The organism is Streptomyces sp. ME19-01-6, from assembly GCF_033793745.1.
GTDB lineage: Bacteria > Actinomycetota > Actinomycetes > Streptomycetales > Streptomycetaceae > Streptomyces.
This window is the reverse complement of record NZ_JARAXF010000004.1, coordinates 258,180-273,844: the sequence shown is the minus strand read 5'-3', so window position 1 is coordinate 273,844 and position 15,665 is coordinate 258,180. Positions and strand designations below refer to the sequence as shown.

At 71.5% G+C, this 15,665-nt stretch carries 10 protein-coding genes and 1 pseudogene; 9 read left to right on the top strand and 2 right to left on the bottom strand.

Annotated features, from left to right (window positions below; all coding sequences use genetic code 11):
* Positions 1 to 10 precede the first annotated feature (10 nt).
* From PV419_RS11195 to araD, 5 genes are all read left to right on the top strand, one after another.
* Complete coding sequence (locus tag PV419_RS11195; RefSeq protein ID WP_319687815.1) at positions 11 to 1,531, top strand: alpha-N-arabinofuranosidase; 1,521 nt, start codon at positions 11 to 13, stop codon at positions 1,529 to 1,531.
* A 102-nt stretch (positions 1,532 to 1,633) separates the two neighbouring features.
* Positions 1,634 to 3,679: an RICIN domain-containing protein gene (locus tag PV419_RS11190; protein ID WP_319687814.1), complete on the top strand. Its 2,046-nt coding sequence runs from the start codon at positions 1,634 to 1,636 to the stop codon at positions 3,677 to 3,679.
* Between the two features lie 125 nt (positions 3,680 to 3,804).
* Positions 3,805 to 5,460 carry a ribulokinase gene (gene araB, locus PV419_RS11185; protein ID WP_319687813.1) on the top strand — a complete coding sequence of 552 codons (1,656 nt, stop codon included), beginning with the start codon at positions 3,805 to 3,807 and terminating at the stop codon, positions 5,458 to 5,460.
* 28 nt (positions 5,461 to 5,488) lie between these two features.
* Positions 5,489 to 7,006 (top strand): L-arabinose isomerase, encoded by a 1,518-nt coding sequence (araA, locus tag PV419_RS11180; protein ID WP_319687812.1) that lies wholly within the window; start codon positions 5,489 to 5,491, stop codon positions 7,004 to 7,006.
* A 28-nt stretch (positions 7,007 to 7,034) separates the two neighbouring features.
* A complete protein-coding gene (araD, locus tag PV419_RS11175) occupies positions 7,035 to 7,757 on the top strand; it encodes an L-ribulose-5-phosphate 4-epimerase AraD (protein WP_319687811.1) in 723 nt (240 codons plus the stop codon).
* On the opposite strand, the pseudogene PV419_RS53240 reads toward araD, so the two are convergent.
* A pseudogene (locus PV419_RS53240) lies at positions 7,747 to 7,965 on the bottom strand (dehydrogenase); the annotation flags it as partial. The gene araD and the pseudogene PV419_RS53240 sit on opposite strands and share 11 nt — an antisense overlap.
* Positions 7,966 to 8,086: 121 nt before the next feature.
* Between PV419_RS53240 and PV419_RS11170 the strand changes: the two are divergent.
* Positions 8,087 to 8,671 (top strand): TetR/AcrR family transcriptional regulator, encoded by a 585-nt coding sequence (locus tag PV419_RS11170; RefSeq protein ID WP_319687810.1) that lies wholly within the window; start codon positions 8,087 to 8,089, stop codon positions 8,669 to 8,671.
* A 41-nt stretch (positions 8,672 to 8,712) separates the two neighbouring features.
* Here the strand turns inward: PV419_RS11170 and PV419_RS11165 are convergent, their stop codons facing one another.
* A complete protein-coding gene (locus tag PV419_RS11165; RefSeq protein ID WP_319687809.1) occupies positions 8,713 to 9,198 on the bottom strand; it encodes a tautomerase enzyme in 486 nt (161 codons plus the stop codon).
* 274 nt (positions 9,199 to 9,472) lie between these two features.
* On the opposite strand from PV419_RS11165, the gene PV419_RS11160 reads away from it, so the two are divergent.
* The 3 genes from PV419_RS11160 (at position 9,473) to PV419_RS11150 (ending at position 15,470) form a co-directional block, all read left to right on the top strand.
* Positions 9,473 to 10,960, top strand: coding sequence for an FG-GAP-like repeat-containing protein (locus PV419_RS11160; RefSeq protein WP_319687808.1), 1,488 nt, complete (start codon positions 9,473 to 9,475; stop codon positions 10,958 to 10,960).
* Between the two features lie 293 nt (positions 10,961 to 11,253).
* Entirely contained in the window at positions 11,254 to 14,202 is a 2,949-nt protein-coding gene (locus PV419_RS11155; protein WP_319687807.1) for a DEAD/DEAH box helicase, read from the top strand.
* Positions 14,199 to 15,470 (top strand): SWIM zinc finger family protein, encoded by a 1,272-nt coding sequence (locus PV419_RS11150; RefSeq protein WP_319687806.1) that lies wholly within the window; start codon positions 14,199 to 14,201, stop codon positions 15,468 to 15,470. The genes PV419_RS11155 and PV419_RS11150 overlap by 4 nt, the downstream gene beginning before the upstream one ends.
* Positions 15,471 to 15,665: the final 195 nt, after the last annotated feature.

Genomic DNA, 15,665 nt, shown 5'->3' with positions numbered 1-15,665 from the left:
AGCGACCTTCATGCTGCACGCCTCCCTGACCGTCGACCCCGCCTTCCGCGTCGCCGACGTGAGTCCCCGTACCTTCGGCTCGTTCGTCGAGCACATGGGCCGCTGCGTCTACACCGGCATCTACGAGCCCGGCCACCAGTACGCCGACGAGGACGGCCTGCGCCGTGACGTCCTGGACCTGGTGCGCGAGCTGGGCGTGACCGCCGTGCGCTATCCCGGCGGCAACTTCGTCTCCGGCTTCCGCTGGGAGGACAGCGTCGGCCCGGTCGCCGAACGCCCCACCCGCCTCGACCTCGCCTGGCACAGCACCGAGACCAACGCCTTCGGCCTGCACGAGTTCCAGCGCTGGGCCGAGAAGGCCGGCGTCGAGCCCATGATGGCCGTCAACCTCGGCACCCGGGGCGTCGCCGAGGCCCTGGACCTGCTCGAGTACTGCAACCACCCGGGCGGGACCGCCTGGTCCGACCAGCGGATCAAGAACGGCGCCCCCGACCCCTTCGGCATCCGCATGTGGTGCCTGGGCAACGAGATGGACGGCCCCTGGCAGACCGGCCACAAGACCGCCGTCGAGTACGGCCGTATCGCCGCCGAGACCGCCCGCGCCATGCGCATGGTCGACCCCACGCTGCAGCTGGTGGCCTGCGGCAGCTCCAGCTCCTCGATGCCGACCTTCGGCTCCTGGGAGGCCACCGTCCTGGAAGAGGCGTACGACCAGGTCGACTACATCTCCTGCCACGCCTACTACGAGGAGCTCGACGGCGACCTCGGCAGCTTCCTGGCCTCCGGCGTCGACATGGACCACTTCGTCGAGTCCGTGGTCGCCACAGCCGACCACGTACGCGCCAAGCTGCGCCGGAAGAAGCGGATCAACCTCTCCTTCGACGAGTGGAACGTCTGGTACCAGTCCCGCTTCGAATCGCAGGACAAGCCCGCCGAGTGGGCCGTGGCCCCGCGGGTCATCGAGGACGAGTACAACGTCGCCGACGCCGTCGTCCTCGGCGGGCTGCTGATCAGCCTGCTGCGGCACAGCGACCGCGTCACCGCCGCCTGCCTCGCCCAGCTCGTCAACGTCATCGCGCCCATCCGCAGTGAACCGGGCGGCCCGAGCTGGCGGCAGACCACCTTCCACCCCTTCGCCCAGGCGGCCCGCCACGCCCGCGGCACCGTTCTTCGGGTGGAGCCGGTCGCGCCGGTGTACGAGACGAAGCGTTTCGGCGAGGTCCCCGTCGTCGACGCCGTGGCCACGCACATCGCGGAGGCGGACGGCGCCGACGAGCTCACCGTCTTCGCCGTCAACCGGCATCAGAGCGAGAACGTCGAACTCGCCCTCGACCTGCGGGCGTTCCCCGGTTACGCGCCGGTGGAGCACTCGGTGCTGAGCGACCCCGACATCCGCGCCGCCAACACCCAGGGCGACCCCGACCGGGTCCGCCCGCACGCCGCCGACACCGGTTCCGTCACCGACGGCCGCCTCGCCGCGAGCCTGCCTCCCGTCTCGTGGAACGTCATCCGGCTGCGCCGCGCCGGCTGACGCATCCCCTCGGACACCCGCCGCTCCCGACCTCTTTTTTCTCTCCCAGGGGCGGCGGGCCCTGCACCACCCCTTTTCCCGGACATTCCTTGGGAGCCGCCCATGTCCACCACCAGGGAAGGCGCCAGACACCGCGCCCTGCCCCGCACCCAGGCGATCACCCTGCTGCTGGCCCTGCTCGCAGCCGCCGTCGCCCTCGTCCTCCCCACCTCCGGCCAGGCGCACGCGATCTCGCGCGCCTCGCAGACGATGTACACCCCGCCGTCGAACGCCCCGTCGCCCGGCTCGCTCTACCCGCGCGCCCTGCGCCTGCAGCACAGCGGATCGTCCAACGGCACCCTGCTGGCCACGTTCGAGCAGTACAGCTCGGGCACCCCCGTCTTCCCGGTCTACCGCAGCACCGACAACGGCAACAGCTGGAGCCAGATCTCCAGCATCAGCGACACCCACAACGGCTTCGGCAACCGCTACCAGCCGTTCCTGTACGAACTGCCCACCGCCATAGGCAACTTCCCGGCCGGCACGATCCTCGCCTCCGGCAACTCCATCCCGAACGACCTGTCCTCGACCGAGCTGGACCTGTACGCCAGCACCGACCACGGCACCAGCTGGTCGTACGTCAGCACCATCGCCACCGGCGGCAAGGCCGACCCCACCAACGGTGAGACGCCGGTGTGGGAGCCGTTCCTGATGGTGTCGGGCTCCAAGCTGATCGTGTACTACTCCGACCAGCGGGACCCCAACCACGGCCAGAAGATCGTCCACCAGGTCTCGACGGACGGCGTCAACTGGGGCTCCGTGGTGGACGACGTGGCCACCTCGACGTACGGCGACCGTCCGGGCATGCCCGTGATCGCCAAGCTGCCCAACGGCAACTACGTGATGACGTACGAGTTCTGGGGCGCTCCCGAGGGCGGCTTCGCCGTCTACTACAAGATCTCCTCCAACCCGGAGGCGTTCGGCTCCGCCACCGCCATCCCGCTCAAGGCGACCGACGGCACCCAGCCCAAGAGCTCCCCGTACATCACCTGGCTGCCCACCGGCGGTGCCAACGGCACCCTCGTGGTCAGCGCCAACAGCAGCGACGACCTGTTCCTCAACACGCAGAACGGTGCCGCGAACACCTGGACGCGCATCGCCTCCACCGTCCCCGGCGGTTACAGCCGCGGCATGCTCCCGCTGGCCGACGGCCACAGCCTGCTGGTCCTCAGCGGCGGCCACCTCACCAGCACCGGCCTCAACCCGATCACCTACGGCACGATCGACCTGGGCGGCGGCATCTCGGACGGCGCCACCTACACCGTGTCCAACGCCAACAGCCACCTGATGCTGAGCATCGCCGGCGGCTCCACCACCAACGGCACCTACGCCACCCAGCAGAACGCGGACAACGCCGGCGACCAGAAGTGGAAGTTCGTCCAGCAGACGTCCGGCTACTTCAAGATCTTCAACGTGGCGAGCGGCAAGGTGCTGGGCGTGGAGAACCAGTCCACCGCCAACGGCGCCAAGGTCCTGCAGTGGGACGACAACGGCACCCTCGACCACGAGTGGGCGGTCGCCCCCGACCCGGCGGGCGGCTTCACCGCCGTCAACCGGATCAGCGGCAAGCTTCTGGAGATCCCCAGTGCGTCCACCACGGTGGGCACGATCGCCGGGCAGTGGGGCCCGACGGGCTGCGCCTGCCAGCGCTGGAACCTCACCCAGACCGCCCTGCCCGATCTGGCCACCGGCCAGTACCGCCTGGTCAACAAGAACAGCGGCAAGCTCCTGGAGATCCCCGGCGCCTCCACCACGGTGGGCAAGCAGGCGGGCCAGTGGGTGAACACCGCCAACAACTGCCAGCTGTGGACGTTCCAGTCGCAGAGCGGCGGGGCGTGGACCGTGAAGAACGTCAACAGCGGTCTGTACCTCGACAACAACGGGTCGACCTCGTCGGGCGCGGCCGTCGTCCAGAACTCGTCCTCCGGCGCGAACTCCCAGAAGTGGACGCTGACGGACGCGGGCAACGGCTACTACAAGCTCGTCAACGTCGGCAGCGGTCTCGTGGCGGACGTCGCCTCGGGCTCCACCGCCAACGGCGCGCTGATCGTCCAGTCGACGGCCAACGGCGCCGACGACGAGCTCTGGCAGATCGTCCGGGTCAACTGACCCACCTGGGGGCCCGGTCACGACCGGGCCCCCCTTCCCCGTCGTACCCAAGAGGCTTTGCCATTCGTTGACTCGAACATCGACCGGCATACCGAACAGAGCATGCGAAAGAAAGTGGGGCCACTGTGGCTGAGGAACCCTGCGTTGTCGGTGTCGACTTCGGCACCCTCTCCGGCCGTGCCGTCGTCGTCCGCGTCCGCGACGGCGAGGAGCTCGCGTCGGCGGAGCACGTTTACCCGCACGCCGTCCTCGACCGAAACCTGCCCGAGGGCACCCGGCTGCCTCCCGACTGGGCCCTACAGGTGCCCTCGGACTACATCGACGTCCTGCGCCACGCCGTACCCGAGGCCCTCGCCCGGGCCGGAGTGCGGCCGGAGCAGGTGATCAGCATCGGCACCGACTTCACCGCCTGCACGGTTCTGCCGGTGCTCGCCGACGGCACGCCCCTGTGCGAGCTGCCCGAGTACACCGCCCGCCCGCACGCCTACGTCAAACTGTGGCGCCACCACGCCGCCCAGGGCCAGGCCGACCGGATCAACGCGCTGGCCGCCGAGCTCAAGGAGCCGTGGCTGGAGCGGTACGGCGGGAAGATCTCCTCGGAGTGGGAGTTCGCCAAGGCGCTCCAGGTGCTGGAGGAGGACCCGGAGATCTACCACCGCACCGAGCGGTGGCTGGAGGCGGCCGACTGGATCGTGTGGCGGCTGTGCGGGCGTTACGTCCGCAACGCCTGCACCGCCGGCTACAAGGGTCAGTACCAGGACGGGGTCTATCCGTCGCCCGCTTATCTGGGGGCTCTGCACCCGGACTTCGCCGGTTTCGTCACCGACAAGCTGGACCAGCCCATCGGGCAACTCGGCGGCCCGGCCGGGACGCTGACCGCCGAAGCTGCCGCCTGGACGGGACTGCCCGAGGGCATCACGGTCTGCGTCGGCAACGTCGACGCGCATGTCACCGCCCCGGCGGCAGCGGCCGTGGAACCCGGCCAGATGGTCGCCATCATGGGCACCTCCACCTGCCATGTGATGAGCTCCGACAAGCTCGGCACCGTGCCCGGCATGTGCGGCGTCGTCGACGGCGGCATCCTGCCGGGACTGTGGGGCTACGAAGCCGGGCAGAGCGGTGTCGGCGACATCTTCGCCTGGTTCGTACGGACCGGCCTGCCCGCCGGGTACGCCGAGCGGGCCGCGGCCGCCGGCCAGAGTCCGCACGAGTACCTGACCGCCCTCGCCGCCGAACAGAAGGTCGGCGAGCACGGACTCGTGGCCCTGGACTGGCACAGCGGCAACCGCTCGGTGCTGGTCGACCACGATCTCAGCGGCCTGCTGATCGGCCAGACGCTGTCCACCCGCCCCGAGGACGTCTACCGCGCCCTGCTGGAGGCCACCGCCTTCGGCACCCGCACCATCATCGACGCCTTCGAGTCCGCCGCCGTACCGGTGAAGGAACTGATCATCGCGGGCGGCCTGACGAAGAACGCCCTGCTCATGCAGATCTACGCCGACGTCACCCGCCGCCCGCTGAGCATCATCGCCTCCACCCAGGGCCCGGCGCTCGGCGCCGCCATGCACGCTGCGGTCGCCGCCGGGGCGTACCCCGACATCCGCGCCGCCGCCCACGCCATGGGCAAGGTCCACCGCCGGGTCTACCTGCCGGACCCACAGCGGGCGGCGGCCTACGAGCGCCTGTACGCGGAGTACCGCGTGCTGCACGACTACTTCGGTCGCGGCACCAACGACGTCATGCACCGCCTGCGCCGCATCCGCGCCGAGGCGTCCGCCTGATCAGCCGCTCCTCTTGAAAGGAACCCTCATGGAAACCAACGCCGACCCCTACCCGAACCAGGAGATCTGGTTTCTCACCGGAAGCCAGGCCCTGTACGGCGACGACGTCCTGCGCCAGGTGGCCGAGCAGTCCAGAAGCATCGCCGAGATCCTCGACGGGCCCGGGAAGATCCCGGTCAGGGTCGTGTGGAAGCCGGTGCTCACCGACGCCGAGTCGATCCGTCGGATGTGCCAGGAGGCCAGCGCCTCCGACACTTGTGTGGGCGTGATCGTGTGGATGCACACCTTCTCCCCGGCGAAGATGTGGATCGCCGGACTCAGCGCCCTGGGCCGGCCGCTGCTGCACCTGCACACGCAGTACAACCTGTCGCTCCCCTGGCCGAGCATCGACATGGACTTCATGAACCTCAACCAGGCCGCCCACGGCGACCGCGAGTTCGCCCACATCGAGTCCCGCGTCGGCGTCGACCGCAAGATCGTCGCCGGCCACGCCACCGACCCGAGAGTCGTCCGGCGCGTCGCCGCCTGGGCCCGCGCCGCCGTCGGCCGGCACGCCTCGCGCACCCTGCGGCTGGCCCGTTTCGGCGACAACATGCGCGACGTCGCCGTGACCGAGGGCGACAAGGTGGAGGCCCAGCTGCGGTTCGGATTCTCCGTGAACACCTACGCCGTGAACGACCTGGTCGCCGTCGTGGACGACGTGGAGGACAAGGCGGCCGCCGAACTCGCCGACGAGTACATCGAGTCGTACGACGTCGCCTCCGCCCTGCGCCCCGGCGGCATCCGCCACGACTCGCTGCGGTATGCGGCCCGCCTCGAACTGGGCCTGCGCGCCTTCCTGACCGAGGGCGGCTTCACCGCCTTCACCACCAACTTCGAGGACCTCGGCGGCCTGCGCCAGCTGCCCGGCATCGCTGTCCAGCGCCTGATGGCCGACGGCTACGGCTTCGGCGGCGAGGGCGACTGGAAGACCTCCGCCCTGCTGCGCACGATGAAGGTCATGGGCGCCGGACGCCCCGGCGGGACCAGTTTCATGGAGGATTACACCTACCACCTCGGCCCGGGCACCCCGTGTGTCCTCGGCGCCCACATGCTGGAGGTCTGCCCGTCCGTGGCGGCCGACCGCCCCCGCTGCGAGATCCACCCCCTGTCCATCGGCGGCCGCGAGGACCCGGTCCGCCTGGTCTTCAACGCGGCCGAGGGCCCCGCCGTCGTCGTCGGCCTCTCCGACCTCGGCGACCGCTTCCGGCTCACCGCCAACGCCGTCGACGTCGTCGCCCCCAGCGAACCGCTGCGCCGTCTGCCTGTGGCCCGGGCCGTGTGGAAGCCGCGCCCCTCGCTGGCCGAGTCCGCGGAGAGCTGGCTGCTGGCCGGCGCCCCGCACCACACCGTGCTCAGCTCCGCGGTCGACGTCGAGACGCTGACCGACTACGCCGCCATGACCGGCGTCGAACTGCTCACCATCGACGAGAACACCACCACCGAGCAGTTCGCCAAGGAAATCCGCTGGAACGCCGCCTACCACCGGCTCGCGCAGGCCCTTTGACGTATCACCGGCACAAAGGAGAACACCGATGACCACCACTGTCCGAGAGAGCCTGCGCCGGGAGGTACTGGAGGCGAACCTCGCCATTCCCCAGGTCGGGCTCGCGACCCTGACCTGGGGGAACGTGAGCGGAGTCGACCGCGAGGCGGGCGTGTTCGTCATCAAGCCCTCGGGGGTCCCCTACGAGGCTCTGACGATCGACGACCTGGTGACGGTCCGCCTGTCCGACGGCGCCGTGGTGGAGGGCGACCTACGCCCCTCCACCGACACCGAGACCCACCGCTGCCTGTACCTGGCGTTCCCGTCCGTCGGCGGCGTGACCCACACCCACTCCACCCACGCCGTGGCCTTCGCCCAGGCCCGCCGCGACATCCCCGTCCTCGGCACCACGCACGCCGACACCTTCAACGGCCCCATCCCCTGCACCCCCGACCTCACCCCCGACCAGTGCGCCAAGGACTACGAGTACAACACCGGCCGCGTCATCATCGACACGCTCGAAGAGGACGACCAGAAGGCAGTCGAGGTCCCCGCCGCCCTCGTCGCGGGCCACGGCCCCTTCACCTGGGGCGCCACGGCCCGCAAGTCCCTGGAACACGCGATCATCTGCGAGGCCGTGGCCGACATCGCCCTCCACACGATGTACCTGTCCCCGACAGCACCGCCGCCCGCCCACCTGCTGGAGCGCCACTACACCCGCAAACACGGCCCCGGCGCCTACTACGGCAATCCGGAGCCGGTCATGCCGTGACGGTGAACCCCAGGGTGTCCAGGGGGGGCAGTTGGGAGACGACCCGTTCAGGGGTGACCTTGCCGGAGGCGGCGAGTTCGCATGTCGAGCAGGGGCAGCTCGCCGGGGCGGAAGTGGTTGCCCGCCGATTCGCACACCCCTCCGGGCCCAGGCACTTGACGGCCAGGGCGAGCTGGTCGACGCGGCCGGTGGCCTCGACGGCGATGTCGCATGGGCATGGCGGCTCCTTCGCTCTTCGACGGCCACTCGCTATGACGGTCGTTATAGCGCGTGGCCACGGTAGGCTATGACGGTCGTTATAGCCAGCGGGGTAGAGGGGAAGTGCACAGGTGGCCAAGGGCAGTACGCCATCGCGCGAGCGGATCGTGGCCGGGGCCGCCGACATGATCAGTCGGCGTGGCCTGAGCGCCACGAGCATCCGGGAGATGGCCAAGCACGCCAAGGCGCCGCTCGGCTCCACGTACCACTACTTCCCCGAGGGCAAGCAGCAGCTGGCCACGGAAGCAGTCCTCTATATGGGCGAGTGGGTCGCCCGCAGCCTGCGCAAGGAGCTGGAAGCGGGGCCGGCGGAAGGGCTGCGGGCGTTCCTCGCCCTGTGGCGCGCGATCGTCGTCGAGAGCGACTTCCATGCCGGCTGCCCCGTCCTCGCCGTGGCCATCGAGGAACCCCCCGCCGGCGAGACCCCGCCCGCCCTGGCAGCCGCCGCCGAGGTGTTCGGTCAGTGGGAGACCTTGCTGGCCGACTCCCTACGGGAGCACGGTGTCGAGGCCGAGCAGGCCACGCAGCTCGCGACGCTCGTCGTCGCGGCCGTCGAGGGCACGGTCGCCATGTGTCGCGCCAAGCGCAGCACACAGCCGCTCGACCACACCGCCGAGCAGCTGCAGGCACTCATCGCCGGCGCGATCAAGGGCTGAACGCCCGACAAGGGGTGGACGCGCGGACACGCGGGCCCGGGTCATGCGCCGAGTGCGCCGAGCGCGGCGCGTACGGCCTCGGCCTTGGCCTCGGTGAACGCACCGCTGTCGAGGAGGGAGAGAGCGGACAGCACGCCGCCGCGCGACCCCCAGCTGCCCTCCTCGATCACCCGGAAGGTGACCCACCAGGCCGGCGACGGCTCGGCGAGTCCGCAAGCGTCGGCCATCGCGGCCAGCACGCGCTCGATGACCTCGGCCCGGACCTCCTGCCGCCAGTCTCCGTCCATCACCGTCACGTCGATCACCATGACATCGACATCCGAGCCGGCGTCTGCCAGGAGCCGTCCACCGATGGCCATCATGTCGGTTGCACGCTCGACGAAGTGCACCTGGAACCCGACCCGCGCGGCCGGGGCGAACTGCCCGACCTCGGGCACGAGGACCGCGTCCGTCAGCGTCTCGGCCAGCTTGCGGCGCTGATCCTGGCTCAGGCGCCCCGTGGGGGTGTTCACGGTGATGATCGTCACGACATCCTCCTATGACAGTCGTTATAGACGGCGGCAGGCTATACCCGTCTATAGCGACTGTCATAACGCGATGGTGTGCAGATCCGCGTCGGCGATGGGCGGGAGAGCGGGCTGCCGGTGAACGCCTCGTCGGACGTTCGGCCGGGGTCGGGTGTACGGCTGGTTACACAACAACGACGTCCAGGCGTACAACCGGAGACCTGCCTTCCGAGTCCGACTGTGCGGGGGCGCGGCGCGTGCCGTGTTGAACTCGACCACGTTGAGAGGCAGTTGTATGTCCCGAGCAGGACGCAGGATCCGTACCGCACGGCTGGGTTCGCCCCTGGCCGCCGCGGTGCTGCTCGCCGGAGGGCTCAGCGCCTGGGCCCTCACCGGAGCCCCGGCCCAGGCCGCCCCCGCGTCGGTGGACGTCCAGGACGACTTCAACGGCGACGGCTACGCCGACCTCGTCATCGGGGCGCCGAACGCCACGGTGTCCGGCAAGGCGAAGGCCGGCTATGTGGCCATCACGTACGGCTCGGCGAGCGGACCGTCCACCGCCAACAAGAAGCTCGTGAGCCGGTCGACCAGCGGGATACCCGGCTCCGCGACCGCGGGCGAGCGCTTCGGGCTGACCTTCGCCAAGGGCGACCTGGACGGCGACGGCTACGGCGACCTCGTGATCGCGGGCGGCCCCGCGGGCTCCGTCGTCCTGTGGGGCTCCGCCTCCGGGCTCACCGGCGGCACGAACCTCGCCGGGTACGGGCAGGCCCCGCAGGCCGGTGACTTCGACGGAGACGGCAAGACCGACCTCGCGCTGTTCGCTCACAACACCGTCGCAGGTGACGACCCGCCGAGCGCCAAGGCCGCCCTGTGGAAGGGCCCGATCTCCCGGACCGGCACGCCCGCCGCCGTGCTCAACATCCTCGACAAGTCCGAGTGGTGGGGCTACGACGAGGACGACGCCTCCTGCGCCACCGCAGGCGGCTGCGAGGACGGCCCCGACTCGATCACCGGGCCCATCGTCAACGGCCACGTCGGCGACATCAACGGCGACGGCAAGGACGACATCGTCCAGTGGATCTACACCGGTGACGGAACCTGGGGCAACCGGCTGCTGTACGGAGGCGCGTCGGGCTTCACCAAGTCCTCGGCCCCCGGCGACACCGCGGGCGGCGTCGCGGGCACCGGCGTGGGCGACGTGAACGGTGACGGCTTCGACGACGTGGTGGTCGGCGTCGACGGCTGGAGCAGCAAGGTCCGCGTCGCCTACGGCTCGGCCTCCGGCCTGTCCGACGCGAACACCAAGTCGTTCGACCAGGACCTGCCCGGTCTCTACGGCGCGGAGGAGGCGGGCGACGGCCTCGGCACGGCGGTCTCCGTGGACGACGTGAACGGCGACGGCTACGCCGACATCGCCCTCGGCATCCCCGGTGAGGACTTCAGCGGCCTCACCAACGCCGGTTCGTTCGCCCTGGTGCCCGGCAGCGCCTCCGGCTTCACCGGTACCGGCAGCCAGGTCTTCCACCAGAACACCGACGGGGTACCCGGAGTGGCCGAGTCGGGCGACCGGTTCGGCGCCACCACCGCGCTCCTCGACGTCAACGGAGACGGCCACCGCGACATCGCCGTCGCCTCCACCGCCGAGAACAGCGACAACGGCGCGGTCTGGACACTGCGCGGCACGTCCACCGGTCTGACCACGACGTCCGCCCTCGCCTTCGGCCCCGGCGACCTGTCCGCGCCCGCCACGGACGCGCTGTTCGGGAACAGCCTGCGCTGACCGGGCGGGCGGACTGACGGTACGGCCCGTACGACCGGCCTCACCCACGTGGCCCCTGGCTTCCCGCCAGGGGCCACGGCTCATGCTCCGCGCCCCCCGTGAGCCCGGTCACGCCATGTGGATCACGGAACGACGATCGCGCCCGGCGAAGCAGGGGGAGGCCGGTCGGTGGGGCCATGGGCTGATGGACCTATGGCCAGAGTTTGCTGTCGGGGGACGACTTGTGCTGCGGTGGCCTGGAACAGTGCGGCGGGCGGCTGAAAGCGGCGGCCCGCGGAGGGGGTACCTCGGCGATGGCGCGTGTGACGATCGGGAAGCCGGAAGCGGCGAGGGCAGGGCGGCTGCCCGCGCTCGCCGATCCTGAGGCCGTCCGGTGGGTGGCCGGGCTGCTGGGAGACGGCTGGGCGGCGGTGTTCCTGTCCCAGGAGCCCGCACGTCATGGCCGTCTGCTGATGTGGCGTCCCGGCGAGGCGGGCCGCACACCGCCGGGCGAGCCGGCGGAAGGTGTCGGCCGTTGCTCGGCCGAGCTGGTGCTGCCGCACGGGCGCGGGGTGCGCCGCCGTACGGTCCAGGGGTGGGCCGTGCCGGTCGCGGTGGCCGTGCCCGCGCTGCTCGGCGCGGTGCCGGCCGTACCGGACCAAGTCGGGGGTGCGGGCTGGGAGCCTGCGGAGCCGCCGCCCCTCGGGTCGCCCCGGGCGCACCCGTCGGCGGCCGCGTGGGCGGCCGCCGTCCGGTTCGCGTTGTGGCTGCTGGCCGACGGCCGGCTGTATCCGGGGCTGACCCCCGAGGCGTACGACACCTGGCGTGCGGGCCCTTATGAGGCTGCCCACCGCCAGGCACTGAACGGGCTGGCCAAGGCGTTCCCGCCACACGCCCACTGTCTGCCCGAGCCCGGACCGGCACCCCTGCGCATCGCCGAACCGGCCTCCCTGGTCCGGCAGTTCTGCGACGCGGTCGCGGACACGCTGGCCCGCACCCCGGCCGCCCCGCTCGCCGTCGGTGACGTCCCGTACGCCTGGCGGCAGACGCGCCCTGTGCCGGAGCTGCGCGAGTGGGCGGAGGAGACCGACGGGGCGCTGGCCGCCGAGGTCACCATCTCGCTGCGGGTCGATCCTCCCGGCGGACGGCGCGAGCAGTTCCGCGCCGTCCTACAGGCGCACACTGCCCGCGACCCGGCCCTGGTCGTCGAGGCCGCCCAGGTCTGGGAGGCCCCCGCCGACGCGGAACGCCTCCTCGGTCCGCGCGCCGAGAGCGAGATGCTCCTCGCACTGCGCCGCGGCGCACGCGCCTGGGAGCCGCTTGACCGCCTCCTCCAGGACGCCGCCCCCGACCAGCTGCGCCTGACCGATGACGAGGCGTTCGACCTGCTCGGCGACGCCACCGACGCGCTGAGCGGCGCGGGGGTCGCCGTGCACTGGCCACGCGAACTCGTCAAGGCGCTTACCCCCCAGGCCGTCATCGGGCAGCCGTCCGCGCCCGGCTCCACGGTCACGGGGCTGCTGAGCGCCGATGCCCTGCTGGACTTCCAGTGGAAGATCTCACTCGGCGGCGAGGAACTCACCGACGCCGAGATGGACGCGCTGGCCCAGACCCGCCGCCCGCTGGTCCGGCTACGCGACCAATGGGTGATCGCCGACCCGAAGCTGGTAGCCCGCGCCAAGCGCCGCCGCATGGCCCCGCTCACCCCCATGGAGGCGCTCACCGCCGTGCTGACCGGCGAGACCGAGGCGGACGGGGAGACGGTCGCCTGCGAGGCGGTCGGCGCACTGGCCGAGCTCGCCGACCGTATCCGTGCCCCCGAATCCCGCAAACCCGTCTTCCCTCCCGCCGCGCTCGCGGCCACCTTGCGCGGCTACCAGCAGCGCGGCCTGGCCTGGCTCGCCGACATGTGCGAACTCGGCCTGGGCGGCTGCCTCGCCGACGACATGGGCCTGGGCAAGACGATCACCCTGCTCGCCCTCCACCTGCACCGCCAGACCGACCCGGCCTGCGCGGGCCCCACGTTGGTGGCCTGCCCCGCCTCGCTCCTCGGCAACTGGCAGCGCGAGGCCGTCAGATTCGCCCCCACGATCCCGGTACGCCGCTACCACGGCGGCGAGCGCCACCTCGACGACCTCGCACACGACGAACTCGTCCTGGTCACCTACGGGGTGCTGCGCCGCGACCGGGCCGAACTCGCCGCCGTCCCCTGGTCACTGATCGCCGCGGATGAGGCCCAGCACGCCAAGAACCCCTACTCCGCCACCGCCCGCGAACTGCGCGCCCTGCCCGCCCGCGCCCGGGTGGCGCTCACCGGCACTCCCGTCGAGAACAACCTCTCCGAACTATGGGCCCTGCTCGACTGGACCACGCCCGGCCTGCTGGGCACCCTCACCGCCTTCCGCGAACGCTACGCGCGCGTGGTCGAATCCGGCGAGGACCCCGCGGCGGCCGCGCGGCTGTCCCACCTCGTACGGCCGTTCCTGCTGCGCCGCAAGAAGTCCGACCCGGGCATCGCCCCCGAACTGCCGCGCAAGACCGAGACCGACCGGATCGCGGCGCTGAGCACCGAACAGGCCTCGCTGTACGAGGCGGTGGTGCGCGAGACCATGGACCGCGTCCGCGCCAGTGAGGGCATCGCCCGGCGCGGCCTGGTCCTGGGGCTGCTGACCGGCCTGAAGCAGATCTGCAACCACCCCGCCCAGTATCTGCGCCAGAGCGGGCCGCTGACCGGCCGCTCCGGAAAACTCGATCTCCTCGACGAACTCCTGGACACCATCACGGCCGAAGGCGAATCCGCCCTGGTCTTCACCCAGTACACACAGATGGCCAGGCTGCTCGAGCGCCACCTGACCGAGCGCGGCCGCACCCCGCTCTTCCTGCACGGCGGCACGCCGGTGGCGCGCCGCGAGGAGATGGTCACCGCCTTCCAGAGCGGCGAGGCCCCCGTCTTCCTGCTGTCCCTGAAGGCGGCGGGCACCGGCCTCAACCTGACCCGCGCCACGCACGTCGTGCACTACGACCGCTGGTGGAACCCGGCCGTCGAGGACCAGGCCACCGACCGTGCGTACCGCATCGGCCAGGACCGCCCCGTCCAGGTCCACAAACTCATCACCGAGGGCACCGTGGAGGACAAGGTGGCGAAGCTGCTCGAGACCAAACGCGGCCTGGCCGACTCGGTGGTCGGCTCCGGCGAAGCGGCCCTGACCGAACTGACCGATGACGACCTCGCCGAACTCGTGACCCTGCGGAGGCAACCATGAGCCCAGCGGCCCGCCGCGCCCCCGCACGCGGCAAGCGCGCCTTCGCCGCCACCTGGTGGGGCCAGGCATGGGTGCGGGCCCTGGAGGATTCCACCCTCGACGCCGGACGCCTCTCGCGCGGGCGCACCTACGCCCGCAAGGGCATGGTCGGCGACGTCATCGTCGCCCCGGGCCAGGTCAAGGCCCCAGTCCAGGGCAGCCGCCCCCGCCCCTACCGCTCCGCCGTCCATCTCCCCGTACTGACCGACCGTCAATGGGATACGCTCCTCGACGCGATCGCCGCCCGCGCGGGGCACGTCGCGGCCCTTCTCGACGGCGAGATGCCCGAAGACCTGGTCGAGGACGCCGGCACCGCCGACGTCCCCCTGCTGCCCCGCCCCACCGAGCTCGACCCCGAGTGTTCCTGCCCCGACTGGGGCCACCCCTGCAAGCACGCCGCCGCCCTGTGCTACGCGATCGCCGCCCGGATCGACGACGACCCCTTCCTCCTCTTCGCCCTGCGCGGACGCACCCGCGAACAGATCTTCACCGCCCTGCGTGCACGCCGCACGGCCGCGAGCCCCACCCCCGTACAACCGTCGGCCGGAGTCCCGGCCACTGCCGCGTACGCACGCTGGATCGAAGAGCAACCACCGCTCCCCAGCCGGCCCTTGCCCACCGGGCCGCGCGCCCCCGTCCTCCCCGTGGCCCCACCCCTCACCAGCGGCCTCGACCTGGAAGAGCTCCAGCGCCAGGTTGCCGACACCGCCACCCGCGCCCAGCAACTCCTCCACGGGGACCCCACCTCCCTCACCCTCACCCAGCGCCAGGACGCAATACGCCTCGCCGCATCCCACGGCAGCCCCGAGTGGTTCCACCGACTCCAACAGGGCACGGGCCTACGCCCCCGGGAACTCGCCCGCCTGACCCGCGCCTGGCGGCACGGCGGCCCCATGGGCGTCACCGTCGCCGAACAACCCACCCCCGCCGCCCCGGCCGTACTGGCCGCCGCCCGCACCGCCCTGTCCGCGGCCCTCACCGACATGACCGAGCAGGCCGTGCCACTCAAGGCATGGCGAGGGCGCCTCACCCTGGGCGACACCGGCATCCAACTGCGCCACGGCCCCGACAACCGTTGGTATCCCTACACCCGCGAGGACGGCGAATGGTGGCCCTGCGCCCCCGCCGACACCGATCCGGTCGCCGCGCTCACCACCGCTTGGGAACAGCGCACCCGGCGCAGCGGCGAGAAGCCGCGCATGGCAGGCAAGGCCCACACCGGGGTTTGAAGGCCGGGCAGCACCGCGGTGGGCCCGCCGGGCCGGTGGTGGCGGCTGTCGCCGGGAGCTGCGGGTCGAACGTTTGCGCCGGAGGTCGAAGTGTGCGCCGGAGGTCGAAGGCGAGGAATGCCAGGCTTCGCGTGGGGGCACATGCACGGCCTCCGGATCCCCGCACGCGCGAGCGAGCCGCCTTCGGCCGACTGA

Coding starts and splice junctions, on each gene's coding strand:
- PV419_RS11150 (WP_319687806.1), top strand. CDS start 14,199: ATGAGCCCAGCGGCCCGCCGCGCCCCCGCACGCGGCAAGCGCGCCTTC.
- PV419_RS11195 (WP_319687815.1), top strand. CDS start 11: ATGCTGCACGCCTCCCTGACCGTCGACCCCGCCTTCCGCGTCGCCGAC.
- PV419_RS11190 (WP_319687814.1), top strand. CDS start 1,634: ATGTCCACCACCAGGGAAGGCGCCAGACACCGCGCCCTGCCCCGCACC.
- PV419_RS11160 (WP_319687808.1), top strand. CDS start 9,473: ATGTCCCGAGCAGGACGCAGGATCCGTACCGCACGGCTGGGTTCGCCC.
- araD (WP_319687811.1), top strand. CDS start 7,035: ATGACCACCACTGTCCGAGAGAGCCTGCGCCGGGAGGTACTGGAGGCG.
- PV419_RS11155 (WP_319687807.1), top strand. CDS start 11,254: ATGGCGCGTGTGACGATCGGGAAGCCGGAAGCGGCGAGGGCAGGGCGG.
- araA (WP_319687812.1), top strand. CDS start 5,489: ATGGAAACCAACGCCGACCCCTACCCGAACCAGGAGATCTGGTTTCTC.